This window comes from Gilliamella sp. CG22, assembly GCF_046635725.1.
Classification (GTDB): Bacteria; Pseudomonadota; Gammaproteobacteria; order Enterobacterales; family Orbaceae; genus Gilliamella; species Gilliamella apicola_I.
Genome location: NZ_JBIDFK010000010.1, coordinates 16,589 through 40,767, shown reverse-complemented (window position 1 = coordinate 40,767; position 24,179 = coordinate 16,589). Strand labels below are relative to the sequence as shown.

Below are 24,179 nucleotides of genomic sequence, written 5' to 3'. Positions count from 1 at the left end.
AACCTAAATAGCCGGTTAAGCAAAGTTATCTCTAATGCTATTTAGGTTTTGCCTGCTGTAAGCAGTAACTTTCCAATTTTAGGTGTGACACAAAAGTTAAGATTTTAAAACTTCGCCTTTTGATGCAATCACCGCTTGATACCAGTAGAAACTTTTCTTTTTATAGCGTTTTAGCGTTCCCGATCCGTCTTGGTTTAAATCGACATAAATAAATCCATAACGTTTAGTTACTTCGGCTTTTGAAGCACTAATCAAATCGATTGGTCCCCAACTGGTATAGCCCATCACTTCGACACCATCATCGATAGCTTCACGAATTTCCACAAGATGATCGTTCATATAGTTAATACGATAATCATCATTTATCGTGCCATCTGCTTCTAATTTATCTTTTGCGCCTAAACCATTTTCAACAATAAATAATGGTTTTTGGTAACGTTCATAAAGCATATTTAATAGATAACGGATTCCTGTTGGATCGATTTGCCAACCCCATTCCGATGCTTTTAGATAAGGATTTGGTACCATATCTAAAATATTGCCTTTTGTTTTTTGTGATTCATCTGAAGTTGCGCAACAACTCATATAGTAACTGAACGATACAAAATCGACCGTTTCTTTAAGATCTTGTCGATCTTGTTCGGTAATCGTTAAATTAATATTGTTTTCTCTGAAAAAACGTTTCATATAAGTCGGGTAATAACCTCGAACTTGAACATCACCAAAAAATAGCCAACCATGGTTTTCTTGAAGTGTAGCCCAAACATCTTCAGGCTTAGGTGTTAAAGGATAAGCAACAGCGCCTAATAACATGTTACCTATTTTGGCATCGGGAATAATTTGATGACATAGTTTTACCGCTTGACTGCTGGCGACTAACTGATGATGAATGGCTTGATAGATCTGTTCTTTATTACTGTGTCTATCCAATCCGACACCGGTAAAGGGTTCGTGTAATGACATATTGATTTCATTGAACGTTAACCAATATTTTACTTTATTTTTATAGCGTTCAAATACGGTTTTGGCATAACGAGTAAAAAATTCGATGACTTTACGATTTCCCCATCCACCATATTGTGTGACAAGGTAGTAGGGCATTTCGTAATGCGATAAGGTGACAAGTGGGGTGATGTTGTGTTTTAACATTTCGTCAAACAGTTTGTCATAAAACGCCAGTCCTTTTTCATTTGGTTGTTCTTCATCACCATTTGGAAAGATTCGAGTCCAAGCAATTGACGTTCTTAAACACGAAAATCCCATTTCAGCAAATAAAGCGATATCTTCAGGATAGCGATGATAAAAATCAATGGCACGATCTTTAATGCCGGTAATTGTGTTTTTATTACGATCGATGATGTCACCAAATAAACCGTTGGGTGTACAATCTGATGTAGATAAACCTTTGCCATCTTCACGATAGGCTCCTTCAACTTGGTTGGCAGCAATTGCTCCGCCCCAAAGAAAATCATTGGGAAATTGTGTTAACATGTGTTACTCCTTATTTGCTGATAACGTCAATAAAACGTCACCCTTTTCAATAGTCTCTGATTGATGAATAGTCTGGATCTTCTGATAGTCATCACTGTTAGTAATGATGATCGGCGTGGTAACTTCAAAGCCTGCTTGTTTGATTGCCTCGATATCAAAACTGACGAGTAAATCGCCTTTTTTGACTTGGCTACCGGCTTGAACATGTGCTTGAAAGTGTTGACCGTCTAATTTAACCGTATCGATCCCGATATGAATTAATATTTCCACGCCAGAATCAGTTTGAAATCCGATAGCGTGTTTGGTTCTGAACAGTGATACGACTTCACCGTCATCAGGGGCATAAGCTTTCCCTTCTGTTGGAATAATAGCAATGCCTTTACCCATTAGTTCACTGGCAAAGGTGGGATCATTGACTTGATTTAATGGTATTATTTTTCCTGTTAACGGACTGAAAATCGTGACAGGATGCAGATTAACCGGATTAGAAGGGTTAGGATTGTTTGTTGCTACAGCATCATCTTGAACTGTCGGTTTTGTTTTTGGCATACCAAATAAATAGGTTGCAATCAGCGCTAAAGTGAATGACAGAATACAACCAACGACGACCGCATAAAATTTTTCATCTATACCTGTTGGTGGAATGAGTTGTAAGAAGGAGAAAATATTAATAAAACTAAATGAATAAATGACGCTGTGATAATAACCAACAATGCCTCCACCTACAGTTGCTGCAAGACAACCAATAACAAATGGTCTTTTTAATGGTAAATTGACACCATAAATTGCCGGTTCGGTTACCCCAAAAATACCGGATAATACCGACGAACTTGCTAATGCTTTGAATTCAGGATCTTTGGCTCGAAATCTTACCGCTAATACGGCACCAACTTGTGCGAACACAGCAGGGAACAGAATCGGTAACATAAAGTCATTTTGATAAACTGATAAGTTATTTAAGGCAAATGGAACAAGTCCCCAATGAATACCAAATATTACCATGACTTGCCAAAGTGCCGCTAAAACCATGGACGCTATAACCGGACTGAGTTCATACATGAAGATGATACAACTTGCGATAGCATTACTGACATACGTTACCGCAGGACCAATTACCGCAAAAGTTAATGGAACAGTGATAAGAATTCCGAGCAGGGGAGCAATAAATTTTTTAAATGAATCATGCATGATTCTATTGAAAGTTCGTTCTAGTAAAGAATAGAACCAAGCTGCCAAAATAATCGGGAAAACCGATGATGCATAAGGAATTAATTGTATTGGTATTGAAAACATTTCGGTTTCTAACGAAAATTGACCGCTAGGTATCATATTGGCGATACTTGGGTGAACTAAGGCGCCACCTATCGCCATTCCAACATAGGGGTTGCCACCAAATTTTTTTACCGCAGAAAAACCTAAAATAATAGGTAAATAATAGAGTGGGGCATCAGCAATGGCATACAAGAATTCATAGGTTGGTGTTTGTGCACGGACAATATCCAAAATTTGTAATAAAGAGATTAAACCTTTTAAAATCCCACCGGCAACTATTACGACTAGAACAGGAATAAAAATGCCGGAAACGAGATCAATTAATTTCGATAAAAAACCTGATTTTTTATTTGGTTGTGCCTCGGCATTGGATTTCTCATTGAGGTTGGTTAGTTGCATAATATTGTTATATACATCTGCAACATTATTACCGATGACAACTTGAAATTGTCCACCACTTTGTACAACCGTTATCACCCCTTTTTGTTTTTTGAGGATATCTGCATTGGCTTTATTATCATCTTTTAATGCAAATCTTAAACGAGTTGCACAGTGTACCAGACTGATAATATTGTCTTGACCACCAACATATTCAATAATTGATTCGGCAAGTTGTTTGTTTTTCATACCTTATCCTTTTTTAAATGCAAAAAAAAACCTAACCACCTCAAGTTGAGGTGATTAGGTTTTGCTTACACAACATAAAATGCTATGCAATAACAATCCAAAATTTATTCGCTTAGGCTAGCATAAATAAAAGATAGTGAATATGATTTCTCATTTTAATATGTTCAAATTGTGAACTACATCACATTATTTTTTGAGCTCAGTGCGTAGTCGTTCGATATGAATGGTTAAATACAGACTTTCATCATCGGTAAGTGGATGTTGATATTGTTGAATTAAATGGAGATCAATCTGTTTTGTGCATAGATATGCCTGCTCATACTTTTTACGAATTAATTCATATAATGAGGTATCTTGTTGAACCGGTTGAGTTTGACTCAAAATGCGTTGTGAGAAGAATTTTAAGTGTGTCACAAAGCGTTGATAAGAAAGACAATCTTCATCATACTCAAAATTAAAATGGTATTTGACGATATTAAGAATTTCACGCATGATTTTGGTCATTTTAACGATATTGGGCATCGTATCATTAAGTTGAGCATTAATAATATGAAAGGTAATAAAACCCGCCTCATCTTCAGGTAATTCAATGGATAAACGTTTTTTGATGACCGATAAAGCAAATAAACCTACTTGAAACTCTTTAGGATAAAGTTTTTTTGTTTCCCATAAAAAACTATTCGGAATATCAAATCCTTGTTTATGGCGCTCTATAGCAAAATGGATATGATCTGTGAGTGAAATATATATACTGTCTTGCAGTTTTCCATTCAGGACTTGCTTGGCGTGATTGATGATGATTTCTGAAGTAGTGAATATTTCAATGGGTATTTCAGATAGTAATTCAGCAAATCTTGGTAGCGTTTCTTGGTTGTTGAGGGAAAATTGTTTTTCAATCAGTTTAGTATCAATCAAGTCTCCTTCACGTTTTTTAAATCCAATACCACGACCAGTGACAATGAGTTCATTGCCTTTGGAATCAAGTGTAACGACTACATTGTTATTAAGAATTTTATAAACTTTCATCTGTCACCGTCTGATTGAAAACTTTAGGTATTATGAATAGACAGTAGAAAATGAAAAGAAGAAATATAAGAAAATGTGATAGGCATCATATTTTTAGTAAATTTCGATTACCTAACTTAAATAAAAGTTAACAAAAAACCCGATATTACTATCTAATATCGGGTTTTATTATTTTTCGATTATTCTGCAAGCAGTTTATTCATGGTTTGAATAAATTTACTTGGATCACTTAATGATCCTTTCTCTGCCAGTAATGCTTGATCTAATAATAATTCAATCCAGTCGCTAAATGCCGTTTCGTCTTGTGTATCAGCAATACGTTTTACTAACTTATGATCAGGGTTGATCTCAAACGTATATTTGATTTCAGGCGCTTTTTGACCGGCAGCAGCAAAAAGTTTTGCCATTTGCGTGGTCATTTCATCCGCTGCAGTAGTCACTATTGCAGGTGTATTGGTTAAACGATGCGTTAATTTAACTTCTTTTACTTTATCACCTAACACTGCTTTGACACGTTCAATAAATGGTTCAAGCTCTTTTTCTGCTTGTTTTTGTTCTTCGCTATCTTGATCGGCAAGTTTTTCAATCGATTCGTCAGATTTACTGATTGATTGGAACTGTTTTCCTTCAAATTCAGTTAAATTACTCATCATCCACTCATCAACACGATCAGATAATAGTAAGACTTCAATGCCTTTTTTGCTAAATAATTCCAAATGTGGACTATTTTTAGCCGCACCATAACTATCAGCGGTAATGTAGTAGATCTTATCCTGACCTTCTTGCATACGACTAATATAATCGTCTAAGGAGATGGTTTGCGCATTGCTATCCGAATGCGTAGAAGCAAAACGGAGCAATTTCGCGATAGCTTCACGGTTAGCATAGTCCTCACCCGTTCCTTCTTTTAACACTAAGCCAAATTCGCTCCAGAACTGTTGATATTGTTCTTTATCATCTTTAGCCAGTTTTTCTAACATTTGTAATACACGTTTTGTACATGCATTGCGTAAACTTTGGGTGATTTTGTTATCTTGCAATATTTCACGTGATACATTCAATGGAAGTTCATTAGAGTCAATTAAACCTTTTACAAAGCGTAAATAGTTTGGCATAAATTGCTCTGCATCATCCATAATAAAGACACGTTGTACATAAAGTTTTAGACCGTGTTTGTTATCACGATTCCACATATCCCAAGGCGCTTTTGAAGGAATATAAAGTAAACTGGTGTATTCTTGTTTACCTTCTACTCGGTTATGGCTCCAACTGAGTGGATCGGCAAAATCATGAGAAATATGTTTATAAAACTCTTTGTACTCTTCGTCGGTAATTTCAGATTTACTCCGAGTCCAAAGGGCTTGAGCCTTGTTTACTTTTTCCCATTTTACGTCTTTGCTTTCTTCGTCGATGGTTTGTACTTCAACAGGGAGTGAAATATGATCAGAATATTTACTGATAATTGAGCGTAAACGCCAATCATCTAAAAACTCTTTTTCATCTTCTTTCAGATGTAAAATAATTTCAGTACCACGTGTCTCTTTATTATCATCAGAAATCGTATATTCACCTTCGCCAGCCGATTCCCACATAACCGCTTCATCAGCGTTAGTAGTTGCAGCACGAGTTTTGACGGTGACTTTATCTGCTACAATAAATGCAGAGTAAAAACCAACACCAAATTGACCAATTAGTTGGCTGTCTTTAGCTTGATCGCTACCGATTGATTCCAAAAATGCTTTGGTGCCAGATTTGGCAATCGTACCTAAATTTTCAATAACTTCATCACGTGTCATACCGATACCATTATCGGCAATGGTTAAAGTTCCTGCTTCTTTATTCACAGAAATACGTACGCCAAGCTCAGCATCACCAGCATAAAGGCTAGGATTTTCAAGTGCTTTAAAACGTAATTTATCAGCCGCATCGGATGCGTTCGAAATTAACTCTCGTAAAAATATTTCTTTATTGGAATATAAAGAATGTATCATTAAATGAAGAATTTGTTTAACTTCGGATTGAAATCCACGAGTTTCTGTACCTTGCTTACTCATTGACTAGTTCCTCTAATATATTTAACTGATTCAATTAACAATTTATACCGATAACCTTAATTAATAAAGCTATCCATGCTTTCAACGTCTGCAAGAGCAGATTTGATCGCAAAAGGGTATAACTGTTAAATGAATAACACTGTCATAATAGTTTGATTTATTGTTGTATTGTTATATGGGAATGAAAATGAGGTTTTCAATAGAGATTAAGTAATTTTGGTAATTGTTTGCTGTTTTTTTGTTAGCTTGGTGGGAAGAAAGCCTTGAAAATATCAAGGCTTTGCAGATGATAATTAACTATTTCCCTTCTGGAAAAAATCCAAAAACAAGAATAGCAACAATTGCCACTGGAATAATAAAACGGGTTAAGATTGTCCAAATGTTAAACCAGAAAGCGTTTAGATTAAGTTCTTCACGAATTCGTTTTTGATTCATCATCCATGCAGCAAAAATAATGGTACCTAAACCGGTTACTGGCAACATGATTTTACTGGTTAAGTAATCAAGTAAATCAAAAATATTTTTACCAAATAATGTGACATCTGCCCATTTATTAAATGAAAGAATACAAGCAATACCTAAAGCCCAAATAATAATACTGGTGACAATGGTTGCCGTTTTGCGTCCCATATGGGTTTTTTCTTCGAGTAACTCTACAGTCGGTTCTAACAATGAGATTGACGAGGTTAATGCAGCAAACGTTAAGAATATAAAGAATAATATGCCTAAAATTGAACCGCCAGCCATATTGCCGAATGCAATTGGTAGTGTCACAAAGATGAGACCAGGGCCAGAACCCGGCTGTAAATCATTAGCAAAAACAAGCGGGAATATTGCTAATCCTGATAAAACCGCCACAATTACATCTAAAATGACCACTGTTCGGGCTGTTGAGAGTAGATTGACATCTTTCCCTAAATACGAGCCATATGCCATCATAATTCCCATACCTAAAGATAGACTGAAAAATGCGTGACCTAAAGCAGCTAATATCGCCGTGCCATTTAAGGCAGACCAGTTAGGTGTAAATAAGAAATCACAAGCCTTCCAGAAAGAAGAACCGCTGGCATATGCGGCATACCCAACCAGCGCTAAGAGTAATATACCTAAACCAGGCATCATAATCTTACAGCCACGTTCCAAGCCAGCTCCAACGCCAAGAGCGACAATAAAGGCCGTTGCAAACATAAATACTGTATGCCAGATTAATAAACTATTTACATCGCCCAGAAAATTAGTAAAGAGATTTTCGGTTATTCCACCATTCGCACCTTCAAATGTGCCTTGCGCTGCTAGAACGATGTAATCTGTTGCCCAGCCACCAATCACACTATAAAAGGAGAGAATTAAGAATGAACCAAGTACCCCAATTATCCCTACCCAGCCCCATAATTTTGAACGACCTTCAGAAACGGCCACATCTTGCATGGTATGAATCGGATTTTTTTGCCCTCGGCGCCCGATCAACCATTCTAAAACAAGGATAGGTAGCCCAATGATAAACATAAAGAGTAAATAGGTGAGCACAAATGCTGAACCACCCATTTCACCCGCCATATAGGGAAATTTCCAAATATTACCTAAACCCACAGCAGAGCCAGCTGCTGCTAGCATGAATCCCATGCGTGAGCTCCATTGGGAATGACTTTTCTTCATAGTACCTGTACTCATGAATTTTCCTTTGATTCTTAATAAATAGTTTAATTTGCGTTTAGTAAAATTATGTCTTAATTAAAACTTTAAATCATGCCATGAAATCAAACTATTCACAAGAAATCATTACAGTCATTGACAATATTGTTTAAAAATTTAACTAGAATTGGCGTCAATCATTAAAATGAATCAAATGATTCGATTATTATTAGATCCAACCGATGAGTTTCAATATACCGATAAGGTTAAAAAGTAACCAGGAAGGTAATATCATAATCCAAATACTGATACCAAAAAAGAAGGCTAAAATGAAGTTATAAACGCCTACTATAAAATATATTATATTTGTTTGGAGATCTTGATAACTGTATCCAAAAGCACCATCGGTTATCATTAAAATAAACATTGGAATCAGTGCAAAAATAAACATGATAAAACTGCCTATAATTGGTATATCCATTATTTTTATTAAACTAGGTCGATTTGTTCTTAACGCGATTATCATAATTTGTCTTCCTTATATTATATTTATACCGTTTTTATGAATTAAATTAATTGTCTATTTTTTATTGGTAAAAAGTATATCATTTGAACGCTTAAACTAAGTGGATTTTTTTGTTAATAAAAAGCGGGCAGTGTAAGCTATTTTATTGATAATTGATTGGAGTTAGCATATAGTAAAACCCATTTTTTACACTTTAAAAACGCCAGCATGTCACAAAATATCGATATTAACGAAATAAATAAATTCTCACAATTAGCCGCACAATGGTGGGATCCAAATGGTCAATGTAAACCTTTACATATCATTAATCCATTACGTGTTGATTATATATTGCAGCAATGCGAATCTCTTACTGGCAAAAAGGTGTTAGATGTCGGGTGTGGTGGTGGCATCTTATCAGAAAGCCTTGCTAAACTTGGTGCGCAAGTGACCGCTATCGATCTGGCGGATGAGTCTTTAAACGTTGCTAAAATGCATGCAGAGCAAAATGGTCTTTCTATCGATTACGAAAAACAAACCGTTGAAGCGCATGCAGAAGAACGATCAGAATATTATGATGTGATTACTTGTATGGAGTTATTAGAGCATGTCCCCGATCCATTCTCCATCATTAATGCTTGTGCTAAGTTGCTAAAACCCAGTGGCAAACTATTCTTATCGACAATCAATCGAAATACCAAAGCAAAGTTATTACTTATTTATGGTGCTGAATACATTGCTCGGCTTGTACCAAAAGGAACACATGATTTTAATCGCTTTATTCGACCTTCAGAATTAATGGACTTAGTTGAGCAATCTAAATTAGCGGTTAAAGGCATTATTGGTATGGAATATCATCTTTTAAAAAATCAATTCAAATTAGGTCACAATGTGGATGTAAATTATATTTTAATGGCGCAAAAAGAAGTTTAAATTTAAAAGTGTGATCTTATTCTCATTTCTAATAAATAGTGTAAATTTTCCTCTAACATTCCCACATATATCGATACTATGTGGGTAAAGACTTATTGTTAATTTATTCATACTTACCCATAAAAGCGATGTGTTCAAATCTTAATTGATTTGCAATTTACTAATTATGTTTAAAGTATTTAAGTCTAGCTGTGTCAATTTAACCAGATTGGATGTTGTTGATTAAGAGGAGTTGATTATGCCATTAATCATTATTGCTTTTGGTGTCTTGATGTTATTGATTCTCATGTTACCTTTACGAGTTAATGGTTTTATCGCATTAATTTTGGTGGCACTTAGTGTCGGTGTTCTGGAAGGGATGCCCGTTATGGAGGTCATCAAATCAATTAAAAATGGTGTCGGTGGCACGCTTGGCAGCTTAGCATTAATTATGGGATTTGGCGCAATGTTAGGCAAATTACTCGCCGATTGTGGAGGTGCACAGCGGATAGCAACAACGCTCATTGCCACTTTCGGCGATAAAAAGATTCAATGGGCAGTGACGCTTACGGGATTTATTGTTGGATTTGCTCTGTTTTATGAGGTTGGTTTCGTTTTATTGTTACCCTTAATTTTAACTATAGCTGCAACCTTAGGTATCTCTCCGCTATATATTGGTATTCCCATGGCGGCGGCTTTGTCGGTTACACATGGTTTTTTACCGCCGCACCCTGGACCAACAGCGATTGCACAAATATTTAAAGCCGATATGGGAAAAACCTTACTTTATGGCACAATTATAGGTATTCCAACCGTCATACTAGCTGGGCCTATTTTAACTAAATTACCTTTTATTCGTTTGATTAATCATCCTGTTGAAGAAGGCTTATATAATACTAAAACATTTACTGAACAGCAGATGCCTAGTTTTCGTGTCAGTCTTATTACCGCATTGATTCCAGTTATATTAATGTCAATCCGAGCCATAAGTGAAATGACGTTAAATAATGGGCATTGGTTGCTACCCTATGTTGAATTTTTTGGGGATCCAGTCATTGCAACGCTGATATCAGTATTAATAGCCATATTCACTTTTGGTTTATTACGTGGCCGTAGCATGTCAGACATCAATACTAGCTTAGTTGATTCAATTAAAATTATTGCAATGATGCTATTGATTATTGGGGGTGGTGGGGCATTTAAACAAGTTCTTGTCGATAGTGGCGTGAAAGTTTATATCGAACAGATAATGCATGGATCGACTATTTCCCCCATTGTTATGGCGTGGCTAATTGCAGCCTTATTAAGATTAGCCTTAGGGTCGGCAACGGTTGCAGCACTAACGGCAGGTGGGATTGTTTTCCCATTAATTGCTTCAACGGGTGTTAGTCCAGAATTAATGGTTATTGCAACGGGTGCGGGTAGTGTCGTTTTTTCGCATGTAAATGATCCGGGCTTTTGGTTATTTAAAGAATATTTTAATCTGAGCATTACCGAAACATTGAAATCATGGTCTTTACTCGAAACAGTGATATCTGTCAGTGGATTAATCGGCTGTTTGATCATTAATCTTTTTTTATAAGGTTAGTTTGTATGAGATATAATTATTTTTGATGAAATAATAAGAAGGATAACTGTTCAAACTATTTCAAGAATCAAAATACCGCTGGTCTTTTATCGCAAAAGTCAGTAGAATACATCGGCAATATTTTATCAACAATTCAACTCAATGGTGAATATTGTCATGTCTCGTATAGTTAAAGAAGCACTTACATTTGATGATGTGTTATTAGTTCCTGCCCACTCCACGGTATTACCCAACACTGCGGTTATTTCTACTCAGCTAACCCAAACAATTAAACTCAATATTCCGATGCTGTCAGCTGCAATGGATACGGTGACTGAATCCGATTTAGCCATTGCCCTTGCGCAAGAAGGCGGAATTGGTTTTATCCATAAAAATATGTCAATCGAAGCTCAGGCTAACCATGTAAAAAGGGTGAAAAAGCATGAAAGCGGTATCGTCCAAGATCCCGTGACCGTTTTACCTACTGCCACGATTCGAGATGTTATCGAACTTGCTAAAGAATATGGTTTTGCCGGTTTTCCTGTGGTTACTCAATCTCAAGAGTTAGTCGGGATTATTACCGCTCGAGATGTTCGTTTTGCGACTGATTTATCGTTACCGGTAACGGCAGTCATGACACCAAAAGAACGACTTGTTACGGTAAAAGAGGGCGAACAACGTGAAATTGTGCTGAAAAAAATGCATGAACACCGTGTTGAAAAAGTGTTAGTTGTTGATTCTAAATTTCATCTTAAAGGAATGATAACGGTTAAGGACTACAATAAAGCAGAACAGAAACCGCACGCTTGCAAAGATGAAAAAGGGCGTTTACGCGTAGGGGCTGCTGTGGGTGCCGGTGCAGGCAATGAAGAACGGATTGCTGCATTAGTTGAAGCAGGGGTCGATGTTTTATTGATTGACTCATCTCATGGACATTCAGAAGGTGTATTAGAGCGTATTCGTCAGACAAGGCAGGCGTATCCGGAATTACAAATTATTGGGGGGAATATTGCTACAGCGGAAGGCGCAAAAGCATTAATCGATGCAGGGGTTAATGCCGTTAAAGTCGGTATTGGGCCGGGCTCTATCTGTACTACACGTATTGTGACTGGAGTCGGTGTGCCACAAATTAGTGCCATTATGGATGCAGTTGAAATGGCACAACGACATAATATCCCTGTTATTGCTGATGGTGGTATTCGTTTTTCGGGAGACATTGCTAAAGCGATAGCTGCCGGTGCATCATGTGTTATGGTTGGCTCAATGTTTGCAGGGACAGAAGAAGCCCCTGGTGAAATCGAATTATATCAAGGTCGAGCTTATAAATCTTATCGAGGTATGGGATCACTTGGCGCAATGGCAAAAGGTTCATCTGATCGTTATTTCCAATCTGATAATGCCGCTGATAAATTAGTTCCTGAAGGTATTGAAGGCCGTATTGCCTATAAAGGCCCATTAAAAGAAATCATCCACCAACAAATGGGAGGATTACGTTCTTGTATGGGATTAACTGGCTGTGCCACTATCGATGAGTTACGGACTCAATCTAAATTTTATCGAATAACCGGTGCCGGTATGAAAGAAAGCCATGTTCACGATGTGCTAATAACCAAAGAGCCACCAAATTATCGAGCTGGATCTTAATTTTTTATCAATATTAAAGCGTCGTTAATCATTGACGCTGTTCAGTAATAGTAAAAATCCCAACAATCTCAGCGTTGTTGGGATTTTTAATCTTTAAAGGGAATAGTTTGCTTTAAAAACTTGGTTTATAACGTTTTGCGTTAATTACTCAAGTCCCAGCACTTTACGTCCATTCCGAGTGGCGACGTTAACCACATTATCTAAATCGGTATATCGACATCCGGTTACAAGCAGTTTTAGCTCTTCCCACATATTACCCGTTGAAAAGGGGAGCATATAATCACTGACATTATCGGTACCAATCGCAACAGGAATTCCAGCGGCGGCTAATTCATCAACAGGGGTTAAGGAGTTACGGGTTGGGCCTTGTTCTTCACGCCTTGGACTGTCAATCCACGCAAACGGACAGGCAATCACCATCATTTGGGCTTCTTTCATTTTTTGGTATAATTTTTGACGATATTCTAAGCTATGGGCAGTAATTGAAATACTATGAATTGCCACTACACGACCATGCATTGCATGTTCTAAGGTTTTATCTGTTAATTGCTCTGTTTCTATCTCATCGGATGAATTAAACTGATCAACATGAACATGCACCATTTTACCTAATGCTTTGCCCGTTTGCATTAATACATCCAGATGTTTAAGTCCCATTCCTTCACCATGGTCACGTTCATCACGGCGAGGTAAGCCACCAATAATATCGACAAGATCAGCACCTTTTTCAAACCAATAGCGAGCCTCTTTATCAATCACGCCTTTTAAGGTCTGATTCACCAGTTTAATGGTGATATCGTTTTTATAGGTTTCTCTTGCCCGTAATGCGCCTTTGATTGCACGTTCTTCAGCAATAGGGTCAATATCCACAAATGATCCCATGGCACTGACACCTTGTTCAATCATTCGTTCAACAGCCATACTAAAATGACGATAATAGTCTTCTTCGCTCATGGCAGCTTTGACTTTGTCTAACGTATCCCATTTTTCAATCAATGTCTGTTTTTGGTACACATCAAAACTGTCAACGGTAATTGTAAAAGCACGATCAGCGTGAATATGTGCATTAACCCATCCGCCATTTTGCTTGATTTTGTTCATTAAAAATGCTTTTAAACTTTGATCTCGACTGGTTAATAACATCTTTTTGTTGTCTGTCATAATATGCCTCTACAAATAAATTACCTAAAGTTGGTTTAAAAATTCAAAAATAACAGCTAAAAAAAATCCTCCATAAAGGAGGATTAAAAATAGAACCAACAATGTTTAAAATCTGGATTGTTGATTCACATGGCTTCATAGTTTAAAGACTCTAGCAGGTTATTTAGTAGCAGAAATTCTAAACCTATCTTGATTAATATCAAGCGTTATAACAGTGAAAATATGCAAATAAATGATATAGTTAAAGTATTATTTTTTAGATTTTCTTGTCATCATTTGATGGTCATTAACAATTTTGGTTTTATTTTGGGTAACATGATTAGGATAACGGATTAATTTTTATCAATAAGCGATTGTCAAAAAAATGAGATTTTCCATAATGCTTTTTTATTGATGTTAAAACAACCTATGTTAGTATAAAGTTGATAAAGTTTGCCTAAGATAAGAGGTTATTATGAGCCAGTTAAATATTGTTGCTACGCTAAAAATCAAGTCAGAAAATCATGCCGCTTTTCAAACGCTTTTTAAAAAACTTGTTGAAGCAAGCCGTAAAGAAGCGGGATGTATTCGTTATGAACTTAATCAAAGCATCGATGATCCCGATGTTTATGTCGTCATTGAAACATGGGCTTCGAAACAAGCAATTGATTTGCACAATCATACACCACATTTTATTGAATTCGCCGCATTTGCTAAAGAGCATTGCGAAAAACTCGAAATTTGTATTGTGAAACCTGTGTTATAAGATTAAACCGAACAAGCGATTAACCAAATCGTGTGAGAAAGAAAATTGGTCAAGAAATATTATATTAATAACGCGGATGGGATAAAGTTTGGAGCAGTTTAATCAGGTCAATCGGTTGCCAAAACTTTTGTTGACAACCGATTTAATAAAGTGATGAATGGCGTTATAACATCAGGCATCTATTCTGTTGAAATTACATTTTTTCAACGGTTTTTATGCCTAACATATCTAATCCTACTTTCAGTGTTTTAGCTGTCAAAGAAGCCAGTTTTAAGCGACTTAATTTTAGGTTTTCATTTTCAGCTGTTAAAATAGGGCAGTTTTCGTAAAAACTTGAAAAAAGCGTTGCAATGTCATAAAGATAAGCACAAAGCACGTGAGGCGTTCCTTCATTTGCTAACACTGAAATAGTTTCATCAAATTGAATTAGTCGAGTGGCTAATGCGCGTTCTTTTTCTGTTTCTAAAATAATACTTCCCGATAAGTCATCTTCTGAAATATTGGATTTTCTAAATACCGATAACACACGAGTATAAGCATATTGTAAGTAGGGTGCCGTATTACCTTCAAAAGAAAGCATATTGTCCCAATCAAAAACATAATCAGTGGTACGATTTTTAGAAAGATCAGCGTATTTAACCGCACCAATTGCAACGGCATCGACGACGTGTGCTAACTCTTGTTCAGTGAGTTCTGGATTTTTACTTTGAATTAAGACTTTTGCCCGTTCAGTCGCTTCATCTAAAAGATCATTTAATTTAACCGTATCACCTGATCGTGTTTTAAACGGTTTACCGTCTTTTCCTAACATCATACCAAACATATGGTGTTCGAGTTTTAAAGAATCAGGCACATATTTGGCTTTATGTACAATTGTCCAAACTTGTTCTAAATGCTGATGCTGACGTGAGTCGGTATAATAAAGTATGCGATCGGCATGTAGTGTTTCATAACGATATTTGGCACAGGCGATATCGGTTGTTGCATAAAGGTAACCGCCGTCGCGTTTTTGAATAATCACGCCCATTGGTTCGCCTTCTTTATTTTTGTATTCATCTAAAAATACAACGATTGCCCCTTCGCTTTCTACCGCTAATTTTTTATGTTTTAAATCTGCCACAATGCCGGGTAACATTTTGTTATAAATGCTTTCGCCCATGGTGTCTTCAACGGAAAGTGTGACATTTAACCGTTTGTAAGTCGCAATATTTTGCGTCATGGTAATATCGACCAATTTTCGCCACATTTCACGACAATATTCATCACCACCTTGCAGTTTTACAACATAATTACGTGCTTTTTCAGCAAAAACTTCGTCTTCATCGTAATGTTTTTTTGCTGCTCGATAAAACGATTCCAGATCGGATAGTTGCATATCATTAGCATGTTCATTTTGCATTTTTTCCAGATAAGCAATGAGCATCCCAAATTGTGTTCCCCAGTCACCGACATGGTTAGCACGGATAACATTATGACCAAGAAAAGTTAAAACTCGTACAGTGGCATCCCCGATGATTGTTGAACGTAAATGACCGACATGCATCTCTTTGGCAACATTCGGTGCTGAGTAGTCTACAACAATCGTTTGTGCTTTTGCAGGTAAGGTAATATTCAGTTTATCGCTACTCAGTGCAACTTCATTTTGTTGAGCAATCCAACTATTTTTTAAAAAGATGTTAATAAAACCGGGGCCAGCAATTTCGACTTTTTCGGCAATGTCATCAATATCTAGATGTTGTAAAACCTTTTCCGCCAACGCTCTTGGTGGCATTCCTAGTTTTTTGGCGGTTGCCATGATGCCATTAGCTTGATAATCGCCAAATTGTACTTTAGCTGATTGTTTAATTAAGGCATCACAGTTATTATCCGCACCGGCCATTATCATTGCTTGCGAAACACGTTGAGTTAGTAATTGTTGAATATTCACACTAAACCTAATCAATTATCATAAATGCCCAATATAATACCGATAAAGTAAACACTTGTCACGGCTCAGATGATGTCGTTTACTTTAGTTTAACAGGGTTTTGATTTCCTGTTAGGGGATTTTTCAATCAAAAGCATGATTGAAAAAAATGACCGATGTTAATCGGTCAATTAGGTGATAAACATTGTCAAAATTTGACTAACATTTTAGTCGTTGAGTGTGTGCTTGATCTTTGTTCCCAATATATTTTCAATATAATGTTGTAGTCGTTGCTTTTCATGTTCATTATTTTCATACCAGTTACGTGAAGATAGGCGAAATATATGCGGAATGGTTCTAGATAATACCGATTGTCGCCAAATGTTTCTATATCGTGCATTGGATAATAACGGATGAATTGGCGCATCGCACTCAATGCCAATACAATAAAGTTTAGTGCTCGGATCTTCAATCGTAAAATCTAATGTAAATACGCCACTGCCTGAGTGGCGGCTATAGGATAAATTGAGCGAACGAATAAAAGTTTCTACATCGTCAAGCAGTCCGTCATCGTGTTGTGTTGGTATTGGCAAATCAGATTGCTTATGTGCCTGTTCGATCAGGTTAAGTAATAATTCAGCAAAAGTAAAATTACCTTCAGATAATGCTTTAGAATAAGCTAAATAGTATTGTAGGTAATCACGAGGGGAGGTTGGAGCACGTTTATTGGCTAGCGCATCAGAAACATCTTCAATAGGCATTGAGGAGATCAAAATGACTTTTTGGCGAGCTCGGGTGATTGCTACATTTAAGCGCCTTTCGCCACCTTGTTGTCCTAGTATGCCAAAATTTCGCCTGAAAATACCTTGTTTATTACGACCAAATGTCGTTGAAAAGATGATAACATCACGTTCATCGCCCTGCACATTTTCAACATTTTTGATAAAAATTGATACATCTTCACCCTGATCGAATCGTTGATTTTCTTGTTCAAAAATGTCTGAAAATTTTTTATCTAAATTGGCTTTTTCATAAAAACATTTTTCAATCAGATCTGCCTGCTTTTTGTTAAAGGTTACAACGCCTATGGATGGACGATGAGTCGCATCTTTTTTCCAAATGTTATCGACCATTTCAACAACTTTTATTGCTTCACTATAATTGCGTTGATCTTCATATAGACCATTTATCCAAATATATTCAATTGGTTTGATTTGCTTAATGATATTAGCTGAATGTCTGACAGGTACGTTTAGTTGGCTATGGTAAAAAGCGGTATTGGAATAGTTAATCAGCTCACGATAAGCGGAACGGTAATGAATTTGTAAATAAGTTGTTGGCAACACAGTGCGAGAAAGTTGTAATAAATCCGGACAATCCATAATTTCTTTTAAATTCCAACGATTGAGTAGAGGATTTTCGTTAACTTCTTCTGATAGTGCTTGAATAGTATCATCATCAGCCTCTTCGACTATGTCAGCGTCTGTTTGTACGCCAAAAAATGTAGTGGGTGGCATCTGTTTGTCATCACCACTGACTATGGCAATTTTGCCCCGATAAAGAGTAGGTATAGCGTATTCAATGGGCATTTGTGAGGCTTCGTCATAGATGACCAAATCAAATAATCCCGCTTTTAATGGCAATAAGCGACTTGCGGTGTCGGGATTCATTAACCAAATTGGTCTTAAGAACATTAATCCAAGCGGTATACCTTGCTCGATGAATTCACGTAATCGTTTGGCGCGTTGACCTGTTAGCCTTGTTATTCCTTCCCACCTTTTGGGATCAGCTATCTGATTACATTTTATATTATTAAGTAGTAACTGTTTATTCAGTTGATGCAGCTGTTCGTCGTTAGATTTTAGCTGTTCAATGGTTTGATTGATAACTTGCTGATCAATCTGTAATATCGGGTTTTCTTGTTCGATGTACAATTTCCAAATCGTTTTAGCTTCATAATCCAATAGTTGTCTGAATTGATATTGTTGATTTTCTGGGCTTAATAAGGCTAGTTCGGATTCAAAAGGTCTTAGTTTTGCCAATACTTCAAGTGCAGTTTCAGATAATTGAATCGCTTCTTTACGAAATGATTGATACGCTTTTAATGAAGGTAAAACATGGTAAATAGCGTCAATAGTTGAAGGTGTTGGTTGATTTTTAACAATCGCCTGTAAACAGTTTTGATACAGGTTTTCATTTAAAAATTGATTGAGCAAGGATAAATGTTGTTCTGAATCTTGACGATACTGATAACGAACAAAGGCCGCTTCGTATTCATTAATTAAATCTTGAAAAGCGTCGCTACTTTTCAATAATGATTGCTCCACATACTGACTATAAGGTGCTTGGTGAATTTTATCAGCCCATGCTTTGACTTCTTCAAGTTCCGATAATGTTTCCTCGATCAAGTATTGAGTGTTATCAAGATTAAGCGTTAAATTGTGTTGAGGTAATTGCAAATCAACAAAGATACTCAGTAACGTTTTGCGAATTGGCCGATATTCAGACTCTAATAATAGCGACTCATAAAGCATTGGAATGCGGTTAATGTTTGCTTCCTCACCGTGCATAGCTAAAAAGTTAAAAAGTCCTTTTTTTGCTAAATAGCGTTGCAAACTCAGGCATTTGTACCAAGCATTAGGGGTTATGAGTTTTCTTGCTTTACTCAGTAAATCTTCTAGTATCTTTGGCTCTAAATAACAAAATTTTTGAGACAGGTGGCACCAAGCCTCTGAGTTTAAATAAGATAGCTGATTTTGCAAAAATTTTAACCCATTGATGAGTCTATCACCTTCTAAATTACCTGTTTGGATATTTTGAATTTTGAACAAGGGTAACCATTTTAATAGCCGCTCCCGAAGATTTTCCGTGATATTTAAAAAAGCTTCACTCTCTTTTTTAAGCCACTGTTGATGAGGGAGGGGATCATCAACATCAAATTGGATAGGTTGGTTATCAAGATTTGCTGTTCTAACGTGTTCAACTTGAATAAATTGAGTCAGTGATTGATTAAATAAATTTATCGTAATTGGATCATTTGAAAATTCTGTTAATTCTGATAATGGACTATGTTCAAATTTTGCCGGTAACCACAGTGAAAGTAAGGGTGAACACTGATCTTTAATCATTGATAGTTGTTTGACATCAAGATTCTGAAATATTTTGCCTAATTCCGGTACGGTTAATTTGGGTGAATTGTTGGCAATCGTGATTAAATCAGCGATTAACTCCCGATAACTTAAACCAAAGTGGGTCTGTTGAGTATATAATGCCTCATCATATTGATCGAGCTGTGCTTCCAGTTTTGTTACTGTTTTTGCCAGTTTGATACGCGCTTTAATGTAGTCATCTGAAGGCAGGTTTTTGTCCAGCAAATCAAGCTGTTGACGAATACTATTGATCAATTTGGATCGATCAGCATTAATATCGTTAATCATTATACTGCGCGTATCAAGGCCTTCGGCAGTTAAACGCTTATGAACAACTTCAAGGGCCGCTTTTTTTTGACAAACAATCAGTACCGTTTTATGGCGTCCAATTGCGTCGCCAACCATATTAACAATGGTTTGACTTTTTCCGGTTCCTGGTGGGCCTTCAATTAACAAACCGGGGGCTAACCGTGCTTGTAAAACAGCGTTTTCTTGGCTTGGGTCACTGGCAACCGAAAAAAAACAATTTTGTACGTCTGGTTTTTCAATTTGCTCATCGATTTGAGAATGGGATTTCAGTTTTAGTGCGGTTTCAAGTGCTGTGTTGTCGTAGTCGAGTTTTTTTAATTGACTAAGTTCTTCACCAATTGATTGTCCTATAAAGTTGGCATCAAATAACACAGCGGAACAAGCAAAATAGATTTTACCTTTTTCTGGTTCAAAGGATGTTGGTAAATCATCGATTTGACTCGACAAAATTTGTCCTAACGACTTTAATTCATTCATAACCTCAAGGGTATTTAACGTTGAACGTAATAATAAGTCATCAAAAACATGTTTCCATTGATTAAAAAGTGTTTTGCCCAAAATCCCTTTAAGTGCGGGATTAATTCTTATTTCTTCTCGTTGACGATCAAAGGCGAGTGTAAGTCGTTTCATTGATGCCATATCGTCATTCATTTTTATGGGCCAAAGTAATAACGGTGCTATTCTGGGTAACCGATTGCCACTGGTTTCTTGATAAACTAAAAAAGGAAAGCCCATATAAAGACTGTCAATGCCCGTATCCCGTTGATAAATAGTGGTTGTCCGAAATAAGTTGCGTAATTTAATTTCAAGAAGTTCATTCGTTTCGAATACGGCTTTAATATCGATTTGTTGCTGACGAGGTTGTCGAGCAAGAATATGATCAAGTAGTTTATTTGACGGTAAAGATGCGGTTCCTAATAAGTTAAGATCAATACGTGGTGTAAAACGACCTAGGTTCATCCTAACTAACGGGCCTTGCAAGATACTCATTGATACTTTTTTATGAAAGAAATCGATAATTCGAGATGAGTATTTTTTTAACGGCGGTTTAATCCAATGTTCATTAGGAATGCTCAATAAAACCAAGAGCCGACAAAATGGTATACGTTTTTCAAAACGATACTGCTGTGTCCACTGATCGAGCTCTTCATGACCCAGTTCGGCAAATCCTTCTATTCGCTCATCCAATAGTTGATATAGTCTTAACCTAGGTTGCTTAAAATAATTTGCTAACTCTTCATTGCTTAATATATCAATATCATAATCATTGGCTAATTGTTTACATTCATTGATGACGTTATTTGCCGTTTTAAATTGATCTTCTTGTGCACTGAGTAAAATGATTAGATCATCTTCACTAATATTGTTATGTTCCATTAATGATAATAATCCAAGATTATTGGCATCAGGAAAGAAAGATGAGCGTTTAGTCCACATTGCCATTAATTGGTTTTTAGAACAGGCTAATTGAAGTGTTTTTAGTCGGTTTTCATCCAATTTGATTTGTAAATTTGATGCACGTAAGCGAACATTATTGGCGCGTATAGATAATTGCCATAACCCTAGTTTAGATTTATGCTCTTTAATAGGCATAGTTTCACTAATCAATTGAAATTTTTTTAATGGTTTTGTATCAATAGAATTTTTGAATGAAACGGATAATAGGTCATAATGATATGTTTTATCATCGATCATTTGCTTACTTAGCATTTCATTATCGAATCGTTCAGTTTGGCAATGACCACAGTGACGCTCTAACTCCATTTTGTATTCCTTATATTCAACTCAATGTTGATGTTATTTTTATCATTTTTATTTATATTGAATTGTAGAATGACAATGATTATTTATAAAGACTAATTTTAATACAGTCGATAGAAAACACGCATTTTAGCCCGATTTGGGTTAGCAAATGGCATCTATTATTTTGTTAAATATACAATTCAAAAAAAGCCCGAAAACTCTTATTGGTTTTTAATTTATCTATATTAAATCAACATCAATATATTTTGAATTCATTATGACCTCTTAAGTAAACCGGCTTTGTGCGATGATCTTTTAAAAAACGAGCTACTCTAGTTATTCATCATTTATATTTTTACGGATTGCTTAACTGGATGCTGTCACAGGAATATGACGAATCTTAGGGTTGTTAATGAGTAACCAATCGGGTAAATTACTTTCTTTTTCAACTAGCCAAATAATGGTATTTATAAATAATCGATCGTTTGAACCTTTAGGTTTTGGGTATTCAAGTTGCGAAAGTGCTAAAGAACGCGCAAAAAGTTGATGCTCACTAAAACTCATATTATGACGATTTTTAGACAAATGTGATTCATAATCAATTATCAACGCAACAGGCTGTTGATCATAGCTGACTAGTTGATCTAACGTGTTACTTAAATGATTTATTTTTGCGGAATCTTTTTTGGGAACAGCATTTAATCTTAGGCGTTTAAACAACGTATCGCTTTTAATTGCGGGTAAGTCTGGTGTTTGAATTTCTTCGAATCCAAAAGCTGAATTCCACAATAAGACGTGATTAAATTTTGCATTTTTTAATATTCGATAAATCGACAAGACTAATGTTTCGGAAATGATGGTTTCAGTATCAATTTTCGATTGTTGTCGATCATGAATGTTTCCGGATAAAACGAATTGAGGTTTTGAATTTAGATAGCGATTTAAATCACGCATCCAGCGAGGGCTCTTGAAAGATTGAGACATAATTAATCCTTTAATAAAAATCAAATAACTGACGTTTTTATTATATACAAAGCAATTGAGTAACATCTACTATTTTTTTAATTAATAACTTATTTTTATTTGGATTTCTTGAATACTCAATCCGTTAAACAGTGATTAAACTTAGGTAATAATCATAATAAGAGACAATTAAAATCGTTTTAAAATTATCTAATTTTTGAGCATTAATTCGTTACCTTTTTACCTTAACAGTGATTAAACTTGCTTGTTATTATTCATGCTATCGCAATTACAACTGTTTACAATTAATGAGGTAAACACTAAACTATTTATCGTTCTCAACGGGGTGCCCAAATGGCTGAGAATGTTGATTAACATAACCCGTCGAACCTGAACTGGATCATGCCAGCGGAGGGATTTGAGTTATTGTGTCTGCTCAAACCTTTTGTCTTTTATTTACTATTTTGGAGGCAAAATGTTTCGTAAGAATCTTCTTTTGTTTTTTGTTTTTTCAGCTTTTTTCTTGATTGATACCGCCAATGCTAAGCCAACTTTAACCGTTTATAGTTACAATTCTTTTATGTCTGAGTGGGGCCCAGGTGAGGCGATTAAGCAAGGTTTTGAAGCGGAGTGTGATTGTCAGTTGGATATCATTTCGTTAGGGGATGGTGTATCTATTTTAAATCGGATCCGGCTCGAAGGGAAAAAGACCAATGCCGATGTTATTTTAGGCTTAGACAATAACATTTTACAGCAAGCTAAGTTGGCCAATATTGTTATTCCTCATCAAATCATTAAACCTGATAATCTTAACACTGATTGGTGGGATAATGATTTTCTTCCTTATGATTATGGTTATTTTGCTTTTATTTATAACAAAGATAAAATCAAAAATCCTCCCCATAGTATGCAACAACTTGTTGATAATAAAGCCAATTGGCGAATTATTTATCAAGACCCAAGAACCAGTACGCCAGGACTAGGTCTACTGTTTTGGATCAAAAATATCTATGGCGATGATGCTGCCAATGTATGGAAAAAGATCGCTAAAAATACGGTAACCGTCACCAAAGGCTGGAGTGAATCTTATGGCATGTTTTTGAAAGGCGAAGCTGATTTTGTTTTAAGCTACAGTACATCGCCGATTGCTCATATTATGAAAAATGATCCTCGCTATGAGGCAGCCATTTTTGATGAAGGACATTACCGTCAGGTTGAAGTAGCAGGTATAATCAAATACAGTCAGCAACCTGAGTTAGCACGTCAGTTTTTACAGTATTTACTCAGACCTGAAGTACAACGTCAGATTGCTGAAAAGAATGTGATGTACCCGATTATTCAAACGACATTACCTGAGGCTTATCAGCAAATAAAGCCTGTCACTAAGGCGTTAGAATTTGGATCTGAGCAAGTTGAAAAAGGACAAAAAGCTTGGATTCGTGAGTGGCAATCAGCGATCAGTAAGTAATAATA

15 protein-coding genes and 1 riboswitch are annotated in these 24,179 nt (G+C 36.1%); of the genes, 5 read left to right on the top strand and 10 right to left on the bottom strand.

Annotated features, from left to right (window positions below):
- Nucleotides 1-96: 96 nt before the first annotated feature.
- The 6 genes from ACGH46_RS09100 to ACGH46_RS09075 form a co-directional block, all read right to left on the bottom strand.
- Complete coding sequence (locus tag ACGH46_RS09100; RefSeq protein WP_411605381.1) at nucleotides 97-1,491, bottom strand: glycoside hydrolase family 1 protein; 1,395 nt, start codon at nucleotides 1,489-1,491, stop codon at nucleotides 97-99.
- A gap of 3 nt (nucleotides 1,492-1,494) precedes the next feature.
- Nucleotides 1,495-3,390, bottom strand: a complete 1,896-nt coding sequence (locus tag ACGH46_RS09095) for a beta-glucoside-specific PTS transporter subunit IIABC (RefSeq protein ID WP_411605379.1) — start codon at nucleotides 3,388-3,390, stop codon at nucleotides 1,495-1,497.
- 186 nt (nucleotides 3,391-3,576) lie between these two features.
- Nucleotides 3,577-4,416, bottom strand: coding sequence for a BglG family transcription antiterminator LicT (gene licT, locus ACGH46_RS09090; RefSeq protein WP_411605377.1), 840 nt, complete (start codon nucleotides 4,414-4,416; stop codon nucleotides 3,577-3,579).
- Between the two features lie 179 nt (nucleotides 4,417-4,595).
- On the bottom strand, nucleotides 4,596-6,470 hold the full coding sequence (htpG, locus tag ACGH46_RS09085; RefSeq protein ID WP_411605375.1) for a molecular chaperone HtpG: 1,875 nt from the start codon (nucleotides 6,468-6,470) through the stop codon (nucleotides 4,596-4,598).
- 297 nt (nucleotides 6,471-6,767) lie between these two features.
- Nucleotides 6,768-8,141, bottom strand: a complete 1,374-nt coding sequence (locus ACGH46_RS09080; RefSeq protein ID WP_411605373.1) for a sodium-dependent transporter — start codon at nucleotides 8,139-8,141, stop codon at nucleotides 6,768-6,770.
- Between the two features lie 190 nt (nucleotides 8,142-8,331).
- Entirely contained in the window at nucleotides 8,332-8,628 is a 297-nt protein-coding gene (locus ACGH46_RS09075; protein ID WP_267381754.1) for a hypothetical protein, read from the bottom strand.
- A 207-nt stretch (nucleotides 8,629-8,835) separates the two neighbouring features.
- On the opposite strand from ACGH46_RS09075, the gene ubiG reads away from it, so the two are divergent.
- From ubiG to guaB, 3 genes are all read left to right on the top strand, one after another.
- On the top strand, nucleotides 8,836-9,540 hold the full coding sequence (ubiG, locus tag ACGH46_RS09070) for a bifunctional 2-polyprenyl-6-hydroxyphenol methylase/3-demethylubiquinol 3-O-methyltransferase UbiG (protein ID WP_267352183.1): 705 nt from the start codon (nucleotides 8,836-8,838) through the stop codon (nucleotides 9,538-9,540).
- A gap of 238 nt (nucleotides 9,541-9,778) precedes the next feature.
- A complete protein-coding gene (gene gntT / locus ACGH46_RS09065) occupies nucleotides 9,779-11,101 on the top strand; it encodes a gluconate transporter (RefSeq protein ID WP_411605372.1) in 1,323 nt (440 codons plus the stop codon).
- A gap of 162 nt (nucleotides 11,102-11,263) precedes the next feature.
- Nucleotides 11,264-12,730, top strand: a complete 1,467-nt coding sequence (gene guaB, locus ACGH46_RS09060) for an IMP dehydrogenase (RefSeq protein ID WP_220215297.1) — start codon at nucleotides 11,264-11,266, stop codon at nucleotides 12,728-12,730.
- 144 nt (nucleotides 12,731-12,874) lie between these two features.
- Here the strand turns inward: guaB and ACGH46_RS09055 are convergent, their stop codons facing one another.
- Nucleotides 12,875-13,891: an amidohydrolase family protein gene (locus tag ACGH46_RS09055; RefSeq protein WP_411605370.1), complete on the bottom strand. Its 1,017-nt coding sequence runs from the start codon at nucleotides 13,889-13,891 to the stop codon at nucleotides 12,875-12,877.
- Between the two features lie 454 nt (nucleotides 13,892-14,345).
- Between ACGH46_RS09055 and ACGH46_RS09050 the strand changes: the two genes are divergently transcribed.
- A complete protein-coding gene (locus tag ACGH46_RS09050; RefSeq protein WP_267352180.1) occupies nucleotides 14,346-14,636 on the top strand; it encodes a putative quinol monooxygenase in 291 nt (96 codons plus the stop codon).
- 193 nt (nucleotides 14,637-14,829) lie between these two features.
- On the opposite strand, the gene argS is transcribed toward ACGH46_RS09050, so the two are convergent.
- The 3 genes from argS to ACGH46_RS09035 form a co-directional block, all read right to left on the bottom strand.
- A complete protein-coding gene (gene argS, locus ACGH46_RS09045; protein WP_411605368.1) occupies nucleotides 14,830-16,563 on the bottom strand; it encodes an arginine--tRNA ligase in 1,734 nt (577 codons plus the stop codon).
- 206 nt (nucleotides 16,564-16,769) lie between these two features.
- The gene (locus ACGH46_RS09040; RefSeq protein WP_411605366.1) at nucleotides 16,770-21,764 is read right to left on the bottom strand and encodes an AAA domain-containing protein; all 4,995 of its coding nucleotides are present in this window, start codon (nucleotides 21,762-21,764) and stop codon (nucleotides 16,770-16,772) included.
- A gap of 345 nt (nucleotides 21,765-22,109) precedes the next feature.
- Nucleotides 22,110-22,727, bottom strand: coding sequence for a hypothetical protein (locus ACGH46_RS09035; RefSeq protein ID WP_411605365.1), 618 nt, complete (start codon nucleotides 22,725-22,727; stop codon nucleotides 22,110-22,112).
- A gap of 311 nt (nucleotides 22,728-23,038) precedes the next feature.
- Nucleotides 23,039-23,141: riboswitch (TPP riboswitch) on the top strand.
- Between the two features lie 40 nt (nucleotides 23,142-23,181).
- Here ACGH46_RS09035 and thiB point away from each other — a divergent pair.
- Nucleotides 23,182-24,174: a thiamine ABC transporter substrate binding subunit gene (thiB, locus tag ACGH46_RS09030; RefSeq protein WP_411605364.1), complete on the top strand. Its 993-nt coding sequence runs from the start codon at nucleotides 23,182-23,184 to the stop codon at nucleotides 24,172-24,174.
- Nucleotides 24,175-24,179 lie beyond the last annotated feature (5 nt).

Bases quoted from the DNA above. Each gene is read 5' to 3' on its own strand.
- ACGH46_RS09100 (WP_411605381.1), bottom strand. From the start codon at position 1,491: ATGTTAACACAATTTCCCAATGATTTTCTTTGGGGCGGAGCAATTGCT.
- ACGH46_RS09095 (WP_411605379.1), bottom strand. From the start codon at position 3,390: ATGAAAAACAAACAACTTGCCGAATCAATTATTGAATATGTTGGTGGT.
- licT (WP_411605377.1), bottom strand. From the start codon at position 4,416: ATGAAAGTTTATAAAATTCTTAATAACAATGTAGTCGTTACACTTGAT.
- htpG (WP_411605375.1), bottom strand. From the start codon at position 6,470: ATGAGTAAGCAAGGTACAGAAACTCGTGGATTTCAATCCGAAGTTAAA.
- ACGH46_RS09080 (WP_411605373.1), bottom strand. From the start codon at position 8,141: ATGAGTACAGGTACTATGAAGAAAAGTCATTCCCAATGGAGCTCACGC.
- ACGH46_RS09075 (WP_267381754.1), bottom strand. From the start codon at position 8,628: ATGATAATCGCGTTAAGAACAAATCGACCTAGTTTAATAAAAATAATG.
- ubiG (WP_267352183.1), top strand. From the start codon at position 8,836: ATGTCACAAAATATCGATATTAACGAAATAAATAAATTCTCACAATTA.
- gntT (WP_411605372.1), top strand. From the start codon at position 9,779: ATGCCATTAATCATTATTGCTTTTGGTGTCTTGATGTTATTGATTCTC.
- guaB (WP_220215297.1), top strand. From the start codon at position 11,264: ATGTCTCGTATAGTTAAAGAAGCACTTACATTTGATGATGTGTTATTA.
- ACGH46_RS09055 (WP_411605370.1), bottom strand. From the start codon at position 13,891: ATGACAGACAACAAAAAGATGTTATTAACCAGTCGAGATCAAAGTTTA.
- ACGH46_RS09050 (WP_267352180.1), top strand. From the start codon at position 14,346: ATGAGCCAGTTAAATATTGTTGCTACGCTAAAAATCAAGTCAGAAAAT.
- ACGH46_RS09040 (WP_411605366.1), bottom strand. From the start codon at position 21,764: ATGGAGTTAGAGCGTCACTGTGGTCATTGCCAAACTGAACGATTCGAT.
- ACGH46_RS09035 (WP_411605365.1), bottom strand. From the start codon at position 22,727: ATGTCTCAATCTTTCAAGAGCCCTCGCTGGATGCGTGATTTAAATCGC.
- thiB (WP_411605364.1), top strand. From the start codon at position 23,182: ATGTTTCGTAAGAATCTTCTTTTGTTTTTTGTTTTTTCAGCTTTTTTC.